We start from the raw sequence: 16,669 nt of genomic DNA, 5'->3' as shown, positions 1-16,669 counted from the left end.
CTCAGGCGACACGCTCAGTGGGAGCCGGGACCGAGGTGAGCAGGTCGCCGATGACGTCCTCGACCGTGACGCCGTTGAACATCGCCTCTGGATCGAGGATCAGGCGGTGGCAGAGCACCGGCTCGGCGAGCGACTTGACGTCGTCGGGCAGCACCTGGGAGCGGCCCTCGGCGAGCGCCCACACCTTGGCGGTGCGCACCAGGGCGAGGCAGCCACGCATGGAGGCCCCGAGGCGTACGTGCTTGTGGCGACGCGACTCGTCGACCAGCGCGGAGACGTAGGCGACGATCGCGGGGTCGATGTAGACCTGGTCGGCCATCTCGGCCATCTGGGTGACCGTCGGGGCGGTGATGATCGGGGTGACCAGGGTGGCGCGGTCGCGGACCGAGGAGTTCATCAGCAGCTCGACGGTGGCGTTCTGGTCGGGGTAGCCGACTGACGTCTTCATCAGGAAGCGGTCCAGCTGCGCCTCGGGCAGCCGGTAGGTCCCGGCCTGCTCGATCGGGTTCTGGGTCGCGATCACCATGAACGGGCGGCCGACGTCGCGGGTGGCGCCGTCGACGGTGACCCGGCCCTCCTCCATGACCTCCAGGAGCGCCGACTGGGTCTTCGGGGAGGCGCGGTTGATCTCGTCCGCAAGCACGATCGAGTGGAAGATCGGGCCCGGGTGGAACTCGAAGGCGCCCTTGCCCTGGTCGTAGACGGTCACACCGGTGACGTCGGACGGGAGCAGGTCCGGCGTGAACTGGATGCGGGCGTGCGAGCCCTGGACCGTGTTGGCCAGTGCGCGGGCGAGCTGGGTCTTGCCCGTGCCGGGGTAGTCCTCGAGGAGCAGGTGGCCCTCGGAGAGCAGCGCGGTCAGCACCAGGCGGATCACGTTGCGCTTGCCCAGCACCGCCTTCTCGACGTTGTCAGCAAGCTTCTCGAAGGTCTCGTGGAACCAACGAGCCTGCTCGGTCGTGACGGTCATTTCTTCTCTCCTACCACGTAACGTTCTTCGAAAGATTGGGTCGACCGGAGGTCGTGCAGGTCACTCGGAACGGGGTGTTGGCGCCGACCCAGCCGCGACCGCTGCCCGTGCCCTTGCCGTTGCTCCCGATGTTCACATTCCAACGCGAGGTGGTGGAGTTGGTGCTGCACTCCCAGGTCTTGCCGGGGAAGGCGAGGTCGGTGATGGTCGAGCCGACGTACCAACAGGTGCCGCCACACGCCACGTCCGGCTCGGGGCAGGATGCGCCCGAGCACTCGCCGGCCTTGTTCACCTCGAGGATCGGGTCCGGCGGCGGGTCGGTCCGCACCGTGACCGAGTCGGACTTGCTCGCCCGCGGGGAGTCACTGATGGTCACGGTGTAGGTGTAGGACGTGTTCCATTCGGGCGCGGTGTCCGTGCCCGAGCGGCTGCCCGCGCCGGTGCCCGTGCCGAACTGGGCGACCTCGGTGCCACCACGCTTGACGGTGACGGTCGCAGCCTTGCCGTTGGGGTTGTAGTTGACGTTCCAGTTGACCTTGTTGCCGTCGACGCTCGCCGAGATCGACGGCGTGCCCAGCGGGCCGTAGGTGGTCACGTTCTTCGACGACCAGGCGCCGCAGGACGCCCCGGCCCCGGTGCCACCGGAGGAGTCGTTGCACGCACGCAGCTGGACGGCCGTCGAGGTGCCGTTGGTGAAGCCGGTGATCGTCTTGGTCTGCTGGCCGGCGCCGTCGGGCGGATAGGTCCAGCTCCCGCAGGAGGAGCCGTTGCGCAGGCACTCGACCCGGTTGGTCTTGCCGTGCGAGGCCTGCGGGGTGAAGACGATCTCGGCCGTGCCGTTTGCCCCGGTCGGGGTCGCGCTCGCGAACGAGACCGCCTCGGGCGTCGCTGCCGCCTCGACCTTGCCGCCCGCGGAGTAGCTGGAGATGTGCGCCTCCGGCGAGCCGCCGGACCCCGTCTCGCGCGGCGAGGTCGCCTCCGCGTTCCGTGCCCTGACGGCGTACGTGTAGATCGTGCCGTCGTTGGCGACGTCGTCGCGACAGCTGGTCTCGGCCACCCAGGAGCAGACGATCTTCTCGCCGGTGCCGCCGGTGCGGCGTACCTCATAGGTGACCGGTGCCGGGCCGTTGGCCGCGACCGGGCTCCACGAGACGGTCACCGCCTTGCCGGAGTTGTTGGCCGTGTTGGCCCACTCGAAGGTCGGGGTCGCCGGGGTGTCCGGCTTGCCGGCACCCATCCCCTCGACCGTCGCCGTCGGACCCTTGTTGGTCTTGACGCCCTTGTCGTTGAGCGGGACGACGGTGAACTGCACCGGGTCGCCGTTGGAGCTGACCGCCGCCGGATAGCTCGTCTGACCTGCGGAGATGTCCTTGATGCCGCCGCCCGGCCAGCTGATCCGGTATTTCTGCACATCCGAGCAGTCGCACGGGGCCGGCTTGCTCCAGCTCAGCTCGACCTTGTGGTCGCGCTGACGGGTGACCCGCAGGTTCTGCACCGGACCGGTGTAGGCGTCGGGCTCGCCCTCGGCCGAGTTGCTCCACTCACGGCTCGGGCCCACGGAGTTCACCGCGCGCACGCGGAAGTCGTAGACGACACCGTTCTTCAGCCCGGTGATCCGGCACGAGGTCGACGGACAGTCCTGGACGTGGTCGCCGTTGGCCTCGACCTCGTAGCGCTGGATCGGGTCGTCGCCGTTGTCCTTCGGCGCGTTCCACGACAGTGCGACGACGTTGGAGAGGAAGTCGGAGGTCGTACGCAGCCCCGTCGGCGCGCCGGGGACGTCGATGACGTCCACCTCGATGACGCCGGTGGCCTTGACGCGCTTGGAGTCCTTGCCGGAGTCGCTGACCTCGATCGCGTAGCGGTAGTGGCCGTGACCCTCCTCGGGCGTGTTGAAGGTGATCTTCGAGCCGCTGGCCTTGCCCATGTCGGGCGAGTCGCCATCGACCGGGTCGAGCTTGGTGATCACCACCTCCTGAGACTCCGACGGCACCGGTGTCTGCAGATAGTCGGCGATGTCGATCGCGACCGTCTTTCCGGCCTCGGTCTGCAGCGGCTTGATCGGCGAGAGCGACGGGGCTGGCAACGCGATGACGGTGACCAGGAGCTGTCCGGTCGCGTCCGTGCCCTCGACGCCGATCTCCAGGGCGCCCTGGGCGCCGGCGTCGGCGTGCTCGGCGGTGAGCCGTAGACCGCCGTCCTCGGGCTTGACCTCGACCCCGTCGAGCCCGTCGCCGACCTCGGCGGTGAAGTCGAGGTCGTCGGCGTCGCCCGGGTCGGCGGTCCACACGTGGCAGATGGCGGCGATGTCGACCAGCGCACCGTTGCCGCTCTCCGGGACCTCGACCGGGGTGCTCGGACAGTTGATCTCCGGCTCCTCCTTGCCGATCTGGACCGGCAGCGAGATCACCGAGAGGTGAGCGTCGGCGGAGGTGATCTTCTCGCGGTCGGCGACCTCGAAGGTCAGGGTCGCCGGACCCTTGGTCTCACCGGCGGTGACCTTGACGGTCGTCGCGGTGGTGTCGCCGGTGTTGAGCATGCCCTCGGGAGCGGCCACGATCTTGTCGGTCGTGGTCAGCACGACCGGGTCGCCCTCGGGGTCCTCGACGTAGTCGGTGATGTCGACGTTCTTGGTCTCGCCCGGGTTGAGCTGGAGCTCGGAGCCCGGCTTCAGGTAGGGGGCGTCCTTGGGGCGGGCGGGGACGTAGATCGAGCCGACCGCCTGGGCGCCGTCGGGGTCGGTGACCCGGTAGGTCCACACCCGGGTGTTGTCGCCGACCGGCAGGGTGACCTTGCCGTCCTCGATCTTCGGCTTGGACTCGTCCTCGCCGACCGAGGGACCCTTGACCGCGTCGACGGTGAGGTCCTCGAGCGAGTCGTCGATGTCGGTCACCTTGGTCATCACGTCGACGGTGGTGGTCGACGAGTCACCCTCGGGGTGGGCGACCACGATCCCCGCCATCGGCGGGTTGTCGTAACCCTCCTGATAGCGGATCGCGAGCTCGCCGGTGTCCTCGTGGAGACCCGTGGTGGCTCGGTAGGGGACGTGCTGGAACGGCTCGCCGGAGCCACCCTGGACGGTGACGATGCCGTCGGAGCGCTGCTTGACGTTGGAGCCCTCGGTCGCGTCGGTCGAGGCCAGGTGCAGCTCGGTCCCCGGCGTACGCAGGTCGTTGGCGAGCACGTCGTAGGTCAGCTTCTTGGCGGGGTCGAGCGTGACCAGGTCGTCGACGGCGACCGGGCGCTGGGGCGCGCCGGGCGCGACGACGGCGATCCGGACCGTGCCGGTCGCGACGGCACCGAACGGGTCGCTGACCTCGTAGGTGAACTCGTCGGTGCCCGCGGCGTTGGGGAAGGCCTGGTAGGTGATCGTGTTGGCGCCGTGGGCCAGGACGCGGCCGTAGGCGGGCGCGCTGTTGATCCTGGTCACCGAGACCGAGTCGCCGTCGGGGTCGGTGCCGACCGTGGGCAGCCGCAGCGTGACCTCGTCGCCCTGGACCACCCGCGACTCCAGCGCCTTCGGCGCGGGCGCGGAGTTGTCGGCCTTCTTCTTCGGCAGCGGCTTGACATGGATGCGGATGTTGCCCGAGGAGTGCTCCGCGGACGGGTCGCCGGTGTTCTGCACGACGTAGCGGACGTCGACGTCGACCGGCCCCTTCACGTCTTCGGGGGCGACGTAGCGGACCCGGTTGCCGTCGATGTAGGCCTCACCGACCGTCGGCTGGCCCAGCACCTGCAGCTGGCCCTTGGTCTCGATGGTCTGGTCGACGACCAGGCCGACCGGGTCACCCGAGGGCGTCGAGTCGTTGTCGAGGACCGGGATCGAGACGGAGTCGGCGGCCCTGACCGTGGCCTCGTCGTCGACCGCCTCGGGGGCGTTCTCGGCGCCGCGCAGCGCCGGTCGCTGGCTCACCGTCACCGATCCCTCGGCCTCGGCCGCGCCGTTGCTGATCGTGTAGCGGATCGCCTGGGTGGACGGGTCCATGTCGGGCTTGGACGCCTGGATCCGCAGCCAGCGCCCGTCGAGCACCGCGACCGTCAGGTCGCTGTCGCCGACCGGCTCGGCATGGGTCACGGCGAGCAGCCGGCCCCGGGAGTCGTAGTCGTTGGCGAGGACGTCGAGGGTGCGGGTCGAGGTGCCGAGGACGGCGGTCGTGTCCGGCGTCGCGATCGGCTCGTCCGCCGCCTGGGAGGCCGGTTTGACGTCGACGCGGATCTTCGCCGCGGCGGGCTTCGCGGCTCCGAACCCGGCGTTGTAGCTCAGCTGGTAGGTGCCCGGCGAGCTCCCGCGGGCGCGCACGACGCCGGTCTCCCGGTCGGTGCTCACCTCGAGGCCGCCCTTGGGCGGGACGTCGCCGGCGAGGGTGAGACTCGCGTCGAGGTTGGACGGGTCGGCGCCGGGGATGTCGTTGTCGAGCGGGCGGATCGTCACCCAGGAGCCCTGGGTGCCCTCGGCGACGTCGTCCTTCGGCTCCGGGGAGGCGGTGGTCGCTCCGGCGACGATGTTGACCCGCACCTTGTCCTTCGACGGCTTGCCGCCGGTGCTGACCTGATAGCCGAGGTTCTCGCTGCCCGAGGCGTCCGTCGCGGCGGTGTAGCGCAGCAGCCCGTCAGGGGTCACGCTCGCCTTGCCCTTGGACGCGGTCGGGGACTGAGCGGTGACCGGGTCGCCGTAGCGCTCGTCGCGCCAGTCGCCGACCACCGGGATCTCCACGGTGCCGCCGGCCGCAACGGTGTAGTCGGTCGGTGTGTAGTGCTCGCGCAGCGTCGGCTTGCCGGTGCCGCCCGAGCCCTCGATGCTGAGCTCGACGCTGGCGTCGTCCTGGCCGGCCTTGCCCTTCATCCCGTCGTCGACGGTGTATTTGAAGCTGGTCTTCTTCCCCTGCGCCGACTCGGGGGCGGTCACCAGGACCGACTGCCGGTCGGGGGCGATGGTGGCCTCGACGCCCTTGACGGAGGCCTCGCCGACCGAGACCACGCTCAGGATCGAGTCCTTGGCCGAGGAGTCGTTGTCGAGAACGTGCAGGACCGTGGTGCGTCCGGCGCGGGCACCGAGCTGGTCGTCCTTGGCCTTCGGCGCCTGGGCGGCCTTGGTCTGCTGCTGCTGCTTGTCCTTCTTCTGGTTCTGCTTCTGGGTCTGCGGCTGGAACGCCTCCCAGTTGGAGATCTTCTTGATGTCGGCTCCATCGATCTCCCAGACATCACCGTTGCGCAGGTCGTTGAGCACCAGCTGGCCACGGTTGATCCGGAACTCCAGCTCGGCGGCCGGGCCGAGGGTCGGGATCTCGCCCAGGATCGGCTCGCCCTCGCCGCACTGGGTCACCACCGAGCCGGTCGAGCCGTTGGCCCAGGCACCGAAGACGCAGTCGCCGAGCCGGACCGGGGCGGCCGGGTCACCGGCGGACTCGGCGACGTGGCGGATCTCGCCGTTGCTCAGGGCGACGGCCTTGAGGCCCGTCGCGTCGCCGACGAGCACCTCCTTGGCCTTGACGGAGGGCTGCTGGAGAACCGCGCTCTCCGCGGTGTCACCGAAGTCCACGGCGATGTCGGAGCCCTTGGAGGCGCCGAGCAACCAGCCGGCCTGATCGAGGGTGATGACGTCGTTGCCGACGACGGTCGCCGAGGTCGGGGTCTCCGCGTACTCCGGAGCCTTCGGGAGCTTGGTCTCCTCGGGACCGGCGAACCGCTCACCGTCCGGGGCGAAGGCGGTCAGCGTCCGCTTTGCGGCGGAGACGGCGTACGCGGTCCCGTCGGTGCCGATCGTGAGCACCGCGTCGGCGCCGACCGTCTCGGTGGGCTTCGTGGAGCCGGAGAGGTCGGAGAGGTCGCCGACGCCGGCCGTCGGATCGACAGAGGTGAGCCAGACCTTGCCGGTCTTCTGCTCGGCGACGCCGATGGTGTTGCCGCCCATCACCACGCGGCTGTCCTTCACGGTCACCGCGTCGTCGTCGACGCCCTCGGCGAGCTTGGTGTTGACCGGCGTGATGGTGCGGGCGTCGCGGTCGACGGAGGCCACCGCGATGCCGTTCTGCACCACGTCGAGGCCGGCGCGCTCGGACCTGGACCCGGTCTCGTTGCCCGCCCAGACGACACCGTCGAGCTGGGCGACGGGGCGGTTCTGGCGGCCCAGGGTGCCCCAGGACTGGTTGGTCACCCAGATGCCGCCGTCGTCGAGGTCGGCCTTGTGCACGGGGTAGCCCGTCGACTGGATCGCGTAGACGGTCAAACCGCTCGCAACGACGGCAAGAGCTGCCCAGGACGCGATGGAGGTCCGATGACGCCGCATCCACCCGGGCGCCATCCCGAAACGTGCCACCAAGACTCTCCCCAAGTCCTTCCATGCCAAATGGCCAGCCGACACAAAAAGTCTGGCTTACTCTAGGCGCGCCTCAGGGTAGAAGCCACACGAACTAGCCAAACGTGGCACACGGCTCAGTGAACACGCTCACCGATACCGTACGGGATGTTCTAAAGTGTCCGCTTCCAGCACCACTATTTTCGCATCCTGCCCGGGATGCCCCAGATAATTGGCACCGCAAAGGAACAGCATGACCGCTTACCCAGCCCTGCGTGCCGCGGGGGCGACTGATGTCGGCCGGGTCCGCGAAGTGAACGAGGACTCGTTCGTCATGCTGCCCGCGGTGGCCGTCGTCGCCGACGGGATGGGCGGTCATGCCAGCGGCGATGTCGCCAGTGCCCTCGCGGTGGAGACCTTCCAGAGCCGCTTCGCGACCATCTGCCCGGTTCCCGAGGACATCCAGGACGCCGTCCACGCCGCCAACTCCGCGATCACCTCGGAGGCGGCTCGCAACTCCGAGAAGCAGGGCATGGGTACGACCCTGACCGGCGTGGCGCTCGTCGAGTTCGAGGGCGCTCCCCACTGGCTGGTGTTCAACGTCGGCGACTCGCGCGTCTACCGGCTCTCGCCGGCCGGCGTCACACAGGTGACCATCGACCATTCCGAGGTCGCCGTCATGGTCAAGGCGGGGATGATCACCGCCGCGGAGGCCCGCGTCCACCCGCTGCGCAACGTCATCACCCGGTCGCTCGGCACCTACCCGTCTCCCGAGGCCGACACCTGGCTGATGGCCGTGGCGCCCGACGACATCTTCCTGCTCTGCTCCGACGGCCTCACCGGCGAGCTCGAGGACCACGAGATCCATGAGATCGCGTCCAAGACGCTCGGTGTCGGCGGAAGCATCGACAACCTCGCCCAGAGGCTGGTGGACGCTGCGGTTGCATCGGGCGGGCGCGACAATGTCACTGTGGTACTCGTGACACCCCCTCCCTCGCTCTTCGCCGCCCCCGCGGAGACTGACGTCTCGACATCAGGCTCCTCACGATCCGCAGGGGACGTCTCGTCGTCCCATGAGTGATACCGCTACCTACTGTGCTGGGCACTGGCTCGCGTTGAAGGGCGACCGGTGCTGGGCGCTGGTGCAGCTCGGGCCCGGTGACCCCCGGGTCGGCGGCGTCCAGGCCGCCCTTGCCGACCCCCGGCCGGTCGACGCGATCGCCGGGCTGCTCTCCGCCGACGGGCCGCGAGCCCCCGGCTTCGCGCTGATCGGGCGCGAGGGTCCGCGGGTGCGGTACGCCGTGCGCTCCCCTGCCAAGGTGACCGCCGTCGTCAACGAGGTGCCGGTCTTCATCGACGGCATCGACGTCTCCGGCAAGTGGGCCGACGGCCACTTCGCCGCCGTCCCCGAGCGGGCCGAGCTCGCCAACGGGGCCTGGGGCGGGATGGAGGAGGACCAGCCGCTGGTCGACACCGCCCACGCGCGCTCGCTGGACGTCGTCTTCGACCCCGACTTCTCCGCGCAGGCGCCGGTCGACTCGACCATGGCGCCGCTGGACCACACCATCCGGCGCTCGGACCTGGCGGCCTCTCCGCCGCCGGCCTCGCCCCCTCCCGGGATGCCGGGCGTCCCGTCGTTCCAGAGTCCTCCCCCGGCGCCGGTGCCGCCGCCACCGGTGGCACCCTCCCAGCCCGCGCCCGAGTCCAAGAAGGGCATCATCGACGGGCTTCCGTGGCGCAAGAAGGGTGCCAAGAAGCCCGACCCGAACGCATGGGGTCCGCCGGACCGGCAGCCCTCACCCCCGCCCGTGTCGCCGCCCGCGTCGCGGCCCTCCCCGCCGCCTCCCCCGATGCCCGCGCCCGCGCCGACCCCGCCCAACGACATGGCGACCCGGGTCCGCGACGTCGCGACGCCGACCCCGGTGCCGCCGGCGGGCGGGCCGACGGTGTGGGCGGTCTACTGCCCGCAGGGCCACGCCTCGCCGCCCTACTCCCCGACCTGCCGCATCTGCCGGATGGCGCTGCCGCCTCACCAGCAGCCGGTCTCGGTCCCGCGCCCCGCGCTGGGCCAGCTCAAGCTGGGCGACGGCCGAGTCGTCATCCTGGACCGGGGTGCCGTCTTCGGGCGGTCGCCGCGCGCTGATGCCAGTGGCAACACGGGGGCTGGTGGCGTACCTCCGCATCTGGTGAAGGTGATGCTGCCCGACATCAGCCGGCTGCACACCGAGGTGCGCCTGGAGGAGTGGCAGGTGCTCGTCCGCGACCTCGGCTCCGCCAACGGGTCCTACCTGACCCTGCCCGGCGGACGTCCGCAGCAGATGCGGCCGATGGAGGAGTACGCCCTGGAGCCGGGCGCCGTGGTGAGTCTCGCCGGATCGATCAACCTGAACTACGAGGTCCTCGGGTGACGCAGACGCCACACCCCGAGCTCGGTCCCGAGCTGCCGGGGATGACCTGCCTGGGCCGGCTCGGCTCGGGCGGCTTCGCCGACGTCTACCTCTACGAGCGCCACCACCCGAAGGTCCGGGTCGCGGTGAAGCTGATGCGGTCCTCCGACCTCGCCGAGACGCAGCGGGCGCAGTTCGCGGCGGAGGCGGCGGTCATGGCCGAGCTGGCCGAGCACCCGTTCATCGTGCCGGTGCACAGCGCCGGCGAGACGCCGGACGGCCGCCCCTACCTGGTGATGGGCTACTACCCCAACGCCGACCTCGGTGCCCGCGTACGCAACAACCCGATGAAGGTGCAGGACGCGCTGCGCTTCGGGATCCAGATGGCGTCTGCAGTCGAGACCGCGCACCGCGCCGGGATCATCCACCGCGACATCAAGCCGTCCAACATCCTGCTCTCCCGCTACGACGTGCCCGGCCTGGCCGACTTCGGCATCGCCGGCCGCCCGCGCGACGACGAGGGTGACATCGGGGTCTCGCTGCCGTGGTCGCCGCCCGAGGTCCTCACCTCGGCCTCCAACGGTTCGGTCGCCTCCGACGTCTACTCGCTGGCCGCGACCGTCTGGCACCTGCTCGTGGGCCGCTCGCCGTTCGCGGAGCGGGGCAACAACTCCGACCGCGCCGTCTTCTCCCGCATCCTGCACACCGCTCCGCCGGCCACGGGCCGGGCCGACGTACCTCCGTCGCTGGACCGGGTGCTGCAGCAGGCGATGGCGAAGGACCCGACCTACCGGCCGCGGACGGTCCTCGACCTGGCCCGCCACTTCCAGCGGATCGAGCAGGAGCTGCGGCTGGGACGCACCGAGGTGCAGGTCCTCGACCGCGATGCCGGTGGCAGCGGGTCGATCCCGGTCGTTCCCGACATTCCGGCGGCGCGGGGTGAGGGCCCGACCACGGGCTCGGGACGTTCACGTCTCCCCTCTCCGCCCTCCGACCCGGAGATGGAGAAGGCCACCGAGCTCAAGCCGCCGTCCCAGGTGATCGCGCAGGCGCCGATCACCCAGCCGCCGGCCTCGCTCGCGTCGGCGCCGGTGGCGGATGCCGGCTCGGCCTCGGCCGACCGCACCCGGTTCAGCTACCCGCGGACGGAGGAGGGCCCGTCCGTCCTCACCGGCGCGCGCCCGTCGGAGAGCCGCAGCAAGACCCCGGCGATCATCGGCGTCGTCGTCCTCTTCCTCATCGCAGCCGCCATCGGCATCGTGCTCTCCCGCGGCGGCGAGGACGAGAAGCCCGACGAGGTCCCGCCCCCGCCCGTCGAGACCGACCTCCCCGGTGTCACCGGCCCAGCCGCCCCGGGCAAGGTCAAGGGCACCCTCAAGGGAAACCGCGCCGTCTTCACCTGGTCCGGCGTGCCCGGAGCGACCGGCTACAAGTGGGTCGGCGACAACTCAACCAGCGGCAACGTGGACCGTCCCAAGGCGGTCGTACGCCTCGACGGCGCCACCAAGGTCTGCATCCAGGTCCGCTCCCTCGGCGAGAACGGCAACGTCTCCCAGGGCGCAGCCCAGGCCTGCGTCAGCAAGTAGCCCGGCGCAGGCGATACTGGGCGCATGCCGAACACCCCTGCGCCGACCAACCCGGTGGCGACGTCAGCGAAGCTGGCGGACGGACGCGAGATCTGGTTCTTCGACGAGCAGCCGACGCTTCGGTCGGTGCACGACGAGCGGCCGCTGGAGCCGCGGGCGGGCGGGTCGCAGCTGCGCTGGGACCGGCTGACCGCGACCTGGACGGCGGTGGCGGGGCACCGGCAGACGCGTACGTTCAAGCCGCCCTCGGACGAGTGCCCGCTGTGCCCGTCGGTGGACGGGCGGCTGACCGAGATCCCGGCCGAGAGCTACGACGTGGTGGCCTTCGAGAACCGGTTCCCGGCGCTCTCGACGGTCGCGGTCGGTGAGGCGACCGGGGAGCCGTTCGTCTCCCAGCCGGGGCGCGGCCGGTGCGAGGTCGTCTGCTTCACCAGCGACCACGAGCAGAGCTTCGTCGATCTCCCTCCCGAGCGGGTGCGGACGGTGCTCGCGGCACTCGCCCATCGCACCGAGCAGCTGACGGCGATGCCGGAGGTGGCGTACGTCTTCTGCTTCGAGAACCGCGGCGAGGAGATCGGGGTGACGCTGCAGCACCCGCACGGGCAGATCTACGCCATGCCGGTGCTGCCGCCGCGGATCGAGTCCCTGGTGAACGCCGCCGACGCCCATCGCGACGAGACCGGCGAGTGCCTGCAGTGTGCGGTGCTCGCCGACGAGATCGCCGACGGGTCGCGGGTGGTGACCGAGAACGGGACGTTCGTTGCGTACGTCCCCTACGCCGGCCGCTGGCCCTACGAGATCCGCGTGGTGCCGCGGCGCCACGTGGGCTCGCTGCCCGGACTGACCGCCGACGAGATGGACGACCTCGCCGCGCTCTACCAGGAGTGCCTGCGGCGGATGGACGGGCTCGACGACGCCGGCCCGGTTCCCTACATCGCCGGCTGGCAGCAGGCTCCGACCGGCCGCGAGGACACCTGGCACCTGGCCGCCGAGATCTTCACCATCCGGCGGGCGCCGGGACGGCTGAAGTACCTGGCCGGCATCGAGTCCGGCGTCGCGCTCTGGGTCAACGACATCCCGCCGGAGACCGCTGCCGAGCGGCTCCGCACTGCGTTCTGAGGCCGGGCTCTAGAGCCCCTGCCAGTCCGGCTTCCCGGCGTAGACCTCGCGGTAGTAGTCGCGGCGTACGAGCCGGGAGGCGGCGGCCTCGTCCAGGAGGACCGAGACGTGGCCGTGGAGCTGCAGGACCGACGCCGGGCAGGTCGCCGAGACCGGGCCCTCGACCGCGGCGGCGACCGCCTCGGCCTTGCCCTCGCCGGTGGCGAGGAGGAGCAGGTGGCCGGCTCGGGTGATGGTGCCGAGGCCCTGGGTGAGCACGTGGTGCGGCACCGCGTCGGGTGAACCGAAGAAGCGCGCGTTGTCCTTGCGCGTCGTGGCGGTGAGCGTCTTGATCCGGGTCAGCGAGGCCAGCGACGAGCCGGGCTCGTTGAAGGCCAGGTGGCCGTCGGAGCCGATGCCGAGGATCTGCACCTCGATCCCGCCCGCGGCCACGATCGCCGCCTCGTAGCGCTCCCCTGCCGTCGGCAGCGTCTCCTCGGTCGGATCGGGTCCGTGGACCCGCTCGGGCGGGATGCCGATCGCGTCGGTGAACTCGCGCCGGATGGTCGCCAGATAGGACTGCTCGTGCCCGTCGGCGAGGCCGACGTACTCGTCCAGGTTGAACGTCTCCACACCGTCATAGGACGGCCCGCGACCGTCCCGGGCGCGCCGGATGAGCTCCTCGTACGTCGCCAGCGGCGTCGAGCCGGTGGCCAGCCCGAGCACCGCGGGGGTGCCGGCGGCCGCCCGGCGGCGTACGACGTCTTCGATCGTGTCCGCGGCGAGGGATGCCACCTCGGCGGGGGTGTCGAGGACAACTACTTCCATGTCAGTCCTTCGTCGGGGTGATCAGAGCGGCGCCGATGGCGGCAACCGGGGCGGCCGAGACCACCCGCAGGCGCGAGGCCAGCTCGAGGGAGGCGAGGAAGGGCGACGTCTCGGTCTGCCGGACCAGCGCGAGCGCGATCGCCTCCCGCAGCGGCTCGCCGACGGTCGCGACACCCCCGCCGATGACGACGCGTTCGGGGTCGACGGCGAGAGCGAGGGAGCGTACGGCCGCGGCGACGCCGTCGGCGAACCGGTCCCGCACGATCACGGCCGCCGGGTCGCCCGAGGCGGCTGCGGCGAAGAGCGCCGCGGCTGGGTGGCCGGTGGCAGTCGGCCAAGCCGCCGCGAGCGCGGCACCCGAGGCGACCAGCTCGAGGCAGCCGCGCTGGCCGCACCCGCACACCGGGCCCTCCGGGTCGACCGGGAGGTGTCCGACCTCCCCGGCTGCGCCGTGGAAGCCTCGGCGGAGCGCACCGCTGAGGTAGAGACCGGCCGCCAGACCGGTGCCGAGCGAGAGGTAGACCAGGTCATCGACGTCCTCGACCGCGTGCGCGCCGAGGGTCGCCGCGTTGGTGTCGTTCTCGAGGGTGACGACCGCTCCGGTGCGGGCGCCGAGCAGCTCCGCGAGCGGGAAGGCGTCGCCGTCCAGGCCCAGGTTGACCGCATGCTTCACGGTGCCGGCGCGGGTGTCGACGATGCCGGGGATGCCGACGCCGATCGAGCGGATCTCGCCGCCGTCGAGCGCGTCACGCAGGCTCGCGACCACCGCGGCCGCACTCTTCACGACGCCCTCACCGCCGGGGGTGGTGGCGGCACGGTCCTCGGCCAGCACCGCCCCGTCGGCACCGATCGCGATGCCGTGGATCTTGGTGCCGCCGATGTCGAGGCCCACCCGTGCGCCGTTCACCGGTTCCAGCCCGATCGTCGCAGCACCTCGGTCACGGCGGCCACGCCCGGCAGGGAGAACCCCTGCGGACACAGCCGCGGCAGCCCCGGTCCGTCGTACGCCCCGGGCCACCCCCACTCCACCAGCACCACGGCGCCCGGGAGCTCGGCGACGGTCCGGCCGACCTCGGGACGGCGGTGCGCGTCACGCACCTGCACGATGAGGGGTGCGTCGGGGAGATCCGGGAGCGGGTCGCCGGGGCGGATGACGATGTCCGGCGGCAGCCCCCAGGGCACATCGCCCACAGCGATGTTGGCCTCGGTGTCGACGGTCACGACCCGGGCACCGGCGAGGTCGGCGATCGCGGCGAGGTCGTCGCTGGCCGTTGCGAGCGCCCGGCGAGCGCCCTCGACCGAGCGTTCCTCGAACCGAGGGTCGAGTGCGCCGTCCGGTCGCTGCTGCGCGTCGGTGAGGTCGGCGAGCAGCCGGTCGATGCGCGCGACCGCGTCCTGGAGCCGCTCCAGCGGCAGCTCACCGGAGTCGACCGCCGCCACGATCGCGGCGGTCGTGTCGTGGACCAGCGAGATGGGCTTGTCGGGGCCGAGGAGGAGCAGATCGGCGCCTGCCTTGAGCGAGAGCACCGCAGCGGCGGGGATCCCCCGGCTCGCCGACGCACCGGCCATGTCGAGGGCGTCGGAGACGATCGGCCCGTCGTAGCCCAGCTCGCGCAGCAGTCCCAGCACCGGCGCGGAGAGCGTGCCGGGCAGCTCGGGGTCCAGCGCCGGCACCATGATGTGGGAGGTCATCACCGAGGCGGCACCGGCCTCGGCGGCCGCCAGGAACGGGACCAGCTCACGGTCACGCAACGTGTCCAGGGACGCGTCGAGGACGGGGAGTGCGACGTGGCTGTCCTGGCCGGTGTCGCCGTGGCCAGGGAAGTGCTTGACGCAGGCGGCGACGCCGGTCGACTCCAGGCCCTTCACCCATGCAGCCACGTGCTTGGCGGCCACGCCGGCGTCGTGGGAGAACGACCGGGTCGCGATCACCGGGTTGTCGGGGTTGGAGTTCACGTCGGCGACGGGTGCCAGGTTGAGGTTGATGCCGGCTCGCGCCAGCCGCAACCCCACCGCCCGGCCGGTCTCCTCGGTCAACGCCAGGTCGTCGGCCGCGCCGAGGGCGGCGGCGCCGAGCACCGAGGAACCGGTGAGCGCCTCCAGGCGGGTCACGTCCCCGCCCTCCTCGTCGATGGTGATCACCGGCGACCAGCCACCCTCTTCGGATGCGGCCCGGATCTCGGCCGCCAGGCTGCGTACGGAATCCTCACCGGCCTCGGTGTTGGGGCCGAAGAGGCAGATTCCGCCCAAGCCGTCGCGGAGCAGCTCGGCGTAGCCGGGCGGCAGGGTGGGTCCGGCGAAGGCGGAGACCTGGACGCGCAGCGCCAGGGTCTCGACGGTGGTCGGGGAAGGCATCACGACACCCCCAGTTCTCCGGCGAGGACCAGCACCGCGGCGCCGACGATGACGACGTCCTCGCCGAGCGTCGACGTACGGAACTCCAGCGGCTCGCCGCTGACCGGCATCGTCCGCTCGCGGATGATCCGGTCGGCGGTCTCGCGCAGCGGTCCGTCCAGGAGGTCGGCCGGCCCGGAGAGGACCAGCTCGTGAAGATTCAGGGTTCCGACCACAGGGGCCAATGCCTTTCCAAGATGTTCGCCGGCTTCCACGAGCGCATCGTCGTGGGCTGTCTCGAGGCGCTCCCGCAGGCGCGGCACCGCGAGGAAGGTCTCCAGGCAGCCCTGGCGGCCGCATGCGCACAGCGGGCCCTCGGGGTCGACGGTCACGTGCCCGACCTCGCCGGCGGCGTCGACGAACCCGTGCAGCAGCGCCCCTTCGAGCACCAGCCCCGCACCGACACCGGTGCCGACCCGCACGAGCATCAGCCCGCCGTCGCCGGACTGGCCGAAGGTGTACTCCCCCAGCACTGCGGTGTTGGCGTCGTTGGCGACGTACGTCGGTCGGCCGGTCTCACGACGCACCTGATCGGCCAGAGCGACATCGGTCCAGCCCAGGTTGGGCGCGGCGACGACGGTGCCGTCGGCCGCGACGACACCTGGACTGCCGATCCCGATGCCGAGGATCGGCCGGTCGGTGCTCGCGATCAGCTCGGTGACCAGCTCCTTCACGAGGCGTACGGCCTCGCTTCCGGTGCGGCCCTCCCGGCACCTGGTGGTGCGGTGGACGACATCGCCGGTCAGGTTGAGCACGGCCCCGGCGACCTGATCGTCACCGGAGACGTCGATGGTCACGATGTGGGTGGCGTCGGCGGCGAGACCGACCAGCATCGGCGGCTTCCCGACCCTGCTCTCCACCGGCGCGCCGAGCTCTTCGACGAGCCCGTCCTCGAGCAGGCTGCCCACCAGATCGGAGACCGTCGCCCGGGTCAGACCCGAGGATCGAGCCAGGTCGGCACGACTCGCCGGACCCACCGCGAAGAGGTGCTGGAGCACCAGGGATCGGTGATGCCGCCGCGCATCCTCCTGCAGCAACTTACCGATCGGCCGCAACGTACGACGTCTCGCCTTGGACATGTTTGTTAGTCCATCGTACTTATTAATGCTGC

Annotated in this window: 10 protein-coding genes; 4 read left to right on the top strand and 6 right to left on the bottom strand. The window is 71.2% G+C overall.

The window, feature by feature from the left end; genetic code table 11:
* Window position 1: 1 nt before the first annotated feature.
* Entirely contained in the window at window positions 2–970 is a 969-nt protein-coding gene (locus tag OH802_RS06975) for an AAA family ATPase (RefSeq protein WP_406026408.1), read from the bottom strand.
* A 10-nt stretch (window positions 971–980) separates the two neighbouring features.
* Window positions 981–7,286, bottom strand: coding sequence for an Ig-like domain-containing protein (locus OH802_RS06970; RefSeq protein ID WP_406026406.1), 6,306 nt, complete (start codon window positions 7,284–7,286; stop codon window positions 981–983).
* 232 nt (window positions 7,287–7,518) lie between these two features.
* Here OH802_RS06970 and OH802_RS06965 point away from each other — a divergent pair, with 232 nt between their 5' ends.
* The 4 genes from OH802_RS06965 to galT are packed head-to-tail and all read left to right on the top strand — an operon-like array spanning window position 7,519 to window position 12,357.
* On the top strand, window positions 7,519–8,346 hold the full coding sequence (locus tag OH802_RS06965) for a PP2C family protein-serine/threonine phosphatase (RefSeq protein ID WP_406026404.1): 828 nt from the start codon (window positions 7,519–7,521) through the stop codon (window positions 8,344–8,346).
* On the top strand, window positions 8,339–9,673 hold the full coding sequence (locus OH802_RS06960; protein WP_406026402.1) for an FHA domain-containing protein: 1,335 nt from the start codon (window positions 8,339–8,341) through the stop codon (window positions 9,671–9,673). The genes OH802_RS06965 and OH802_RS06960 overlap by 8 nt, the downstream gene beginning before the upstream one ends.
* A complete protein-coding gene (locus OH802_RS06955) occupies window positions 9,670–11,238 on the top strand; it encodes a protein kinase domain-containing protein (protein ID WP_406026400.1) in 1,569 nt (522 codons plus the stop codon). The genes OH802_RS06960 and OH802_RS06955 overlap by 4 nt, the downstream gene beginning before the upstream one ends.
* A gap of 24 nt (window positions 11,239–11,262) precedes the next feature.
* Window positions 11,263–12,357 (top strand): galactose-1-phosphate uridylyltransferase, encoded by a 1,095-nt coding sequence (galT, locus tag OH802_RS06950; RefSeq protein ID WP_406026398.1) that lies wholly within the window; start codon window positions 11,263–11,265, stop codon window positions 12,355–12,357.
* 9 nt (window positions 12,358–12,366) lie between these two features.
* Here the strand turns inward: galT and nagB are convergent, their stop codons facing one another.
* Genes nagB through OH802_RS06930 form a run of 4 tightly spaced genes read right to left on the bottom strand, consistent with a single transcriptional unit; the run spans window position 12,367 to window position 16,637 of the window.
* On the bottom strand, window positions 12,367–13,164 hold the full coding sequence (nagB, locus tag OH802_RS06945) for a glucosamine-6-phosphate deaminase (RefSeq protein WP_406026396.1): 798 nt from the start codon (window positions 13,162–13,164) through the stop codon (window positions 12,367–12,369).
* A 1-nt stretch (window position 13,165) separates the two neighbouring features.
* Entirely contained in the window at window positions 13,166–14,071 is a 906-nt protein-coding gene (locus OH802_RS06940) for an ROK family protein (RefSeq protein ID WP_406026394.1), read from the bottom strand.
* Entirely contained in the window at window positions 14,068–15,519 is a 1,452-nt protein-coding gene (locus OH802_RS06935; protein ID WP_406026392.1) for a glycoside hydrolase family 3 N-terminal domain-containing protein, read from the bottom strand. Before OH802_RS06935 ends, OH802_RS06940 begins: the two co-directional genes overlap by 4 nt.
* Window positions 15,519–16,637: an ROK family protein gene (locus OH802_RS06930; RefSeq protein ID WP_406026390.1), complete on the bottom strand. Its 1,119-nt coding sequence runs from the start codon at window positions 16,635–16,637 to the stop codon at window positions 15,519–15,521. The genes OH802_RS06935 and OH802_RS06930 overlap by 1 nt, the downstream gene beginning before the upstream one ends.
* Between the last annotated feature and the right edge of the window lie 32 nt (window positions 16,638–16,669).

Origin of the sequence: Nocardioides sp. NBC_00850, assembly GCF_045207335.1 — a bacterium.
Taxonomy (GTDB): domain Bacteria; phylum Actinomycetota; class Actinomycetes; order Propionibacteriales; family Nocardioidaceae; genus Nocardioides.
Note: the sequence above shows the minus strand (reverse complement) of the source record. Positions and strands in the feature narration are given on the sequence as shown.

What these genes read in the sequence shown, in the direction of transcription:
- OH802_RS06975 (WP_406026408.1), bottom strand. Translation starts at nt 970, where the DNA reads ATGACCGTCACGACCGAGCAGGCTCGTTGGTTCCACGAGACCTTCGAG.
- galT (WP_406026398.1), top strand. Translation starts at nt 11,263, where the DNA reads ATGCCGAACACCCCTGCGCCGACCAACCCGGTGGCGACGTCAGCGAAG.
- OH802_RS06965 (WP_406026404.1), top strand. Translation starts at nt 7,519, where the DNA reads ATGACCGCTTACCCAGCCCTGCGTGCCGCGGGGGCGACTGATGTCGGC.
- OH802_RS06930 (WP_406026390.1), bottom strand. Translation starts at nt 16,637, where the DNA reads ATGTCCAAGGCGAGACGTCGTACGTTGCGGCCGATCGGTAAGTTGCTG.
- nagB (WP_406026396.1), bottom strand. Translation starts at nt 13,164, where the DNA reads ATGGAAGTAGTTGTCCTCGACACCCCCGCCGAGGTGGCATCCCTCGCC.
- OH802_RS06935 (WP_406026392.1), bottom strand. Translation starts at nt 15,519, where the DNA reads ATGCCTTCCCCGACCACCGTCGAGACCCTGGCGCTGCGCGTCCAGGTC.
- OH802_RS06960 (WP_406026402.1), top strand. Translation starts at nt 8,339, where the DNA reads ATGAGTGATACCGCTACCTACTGTGCTGGGCACTGGCTCGCGTTGAAG.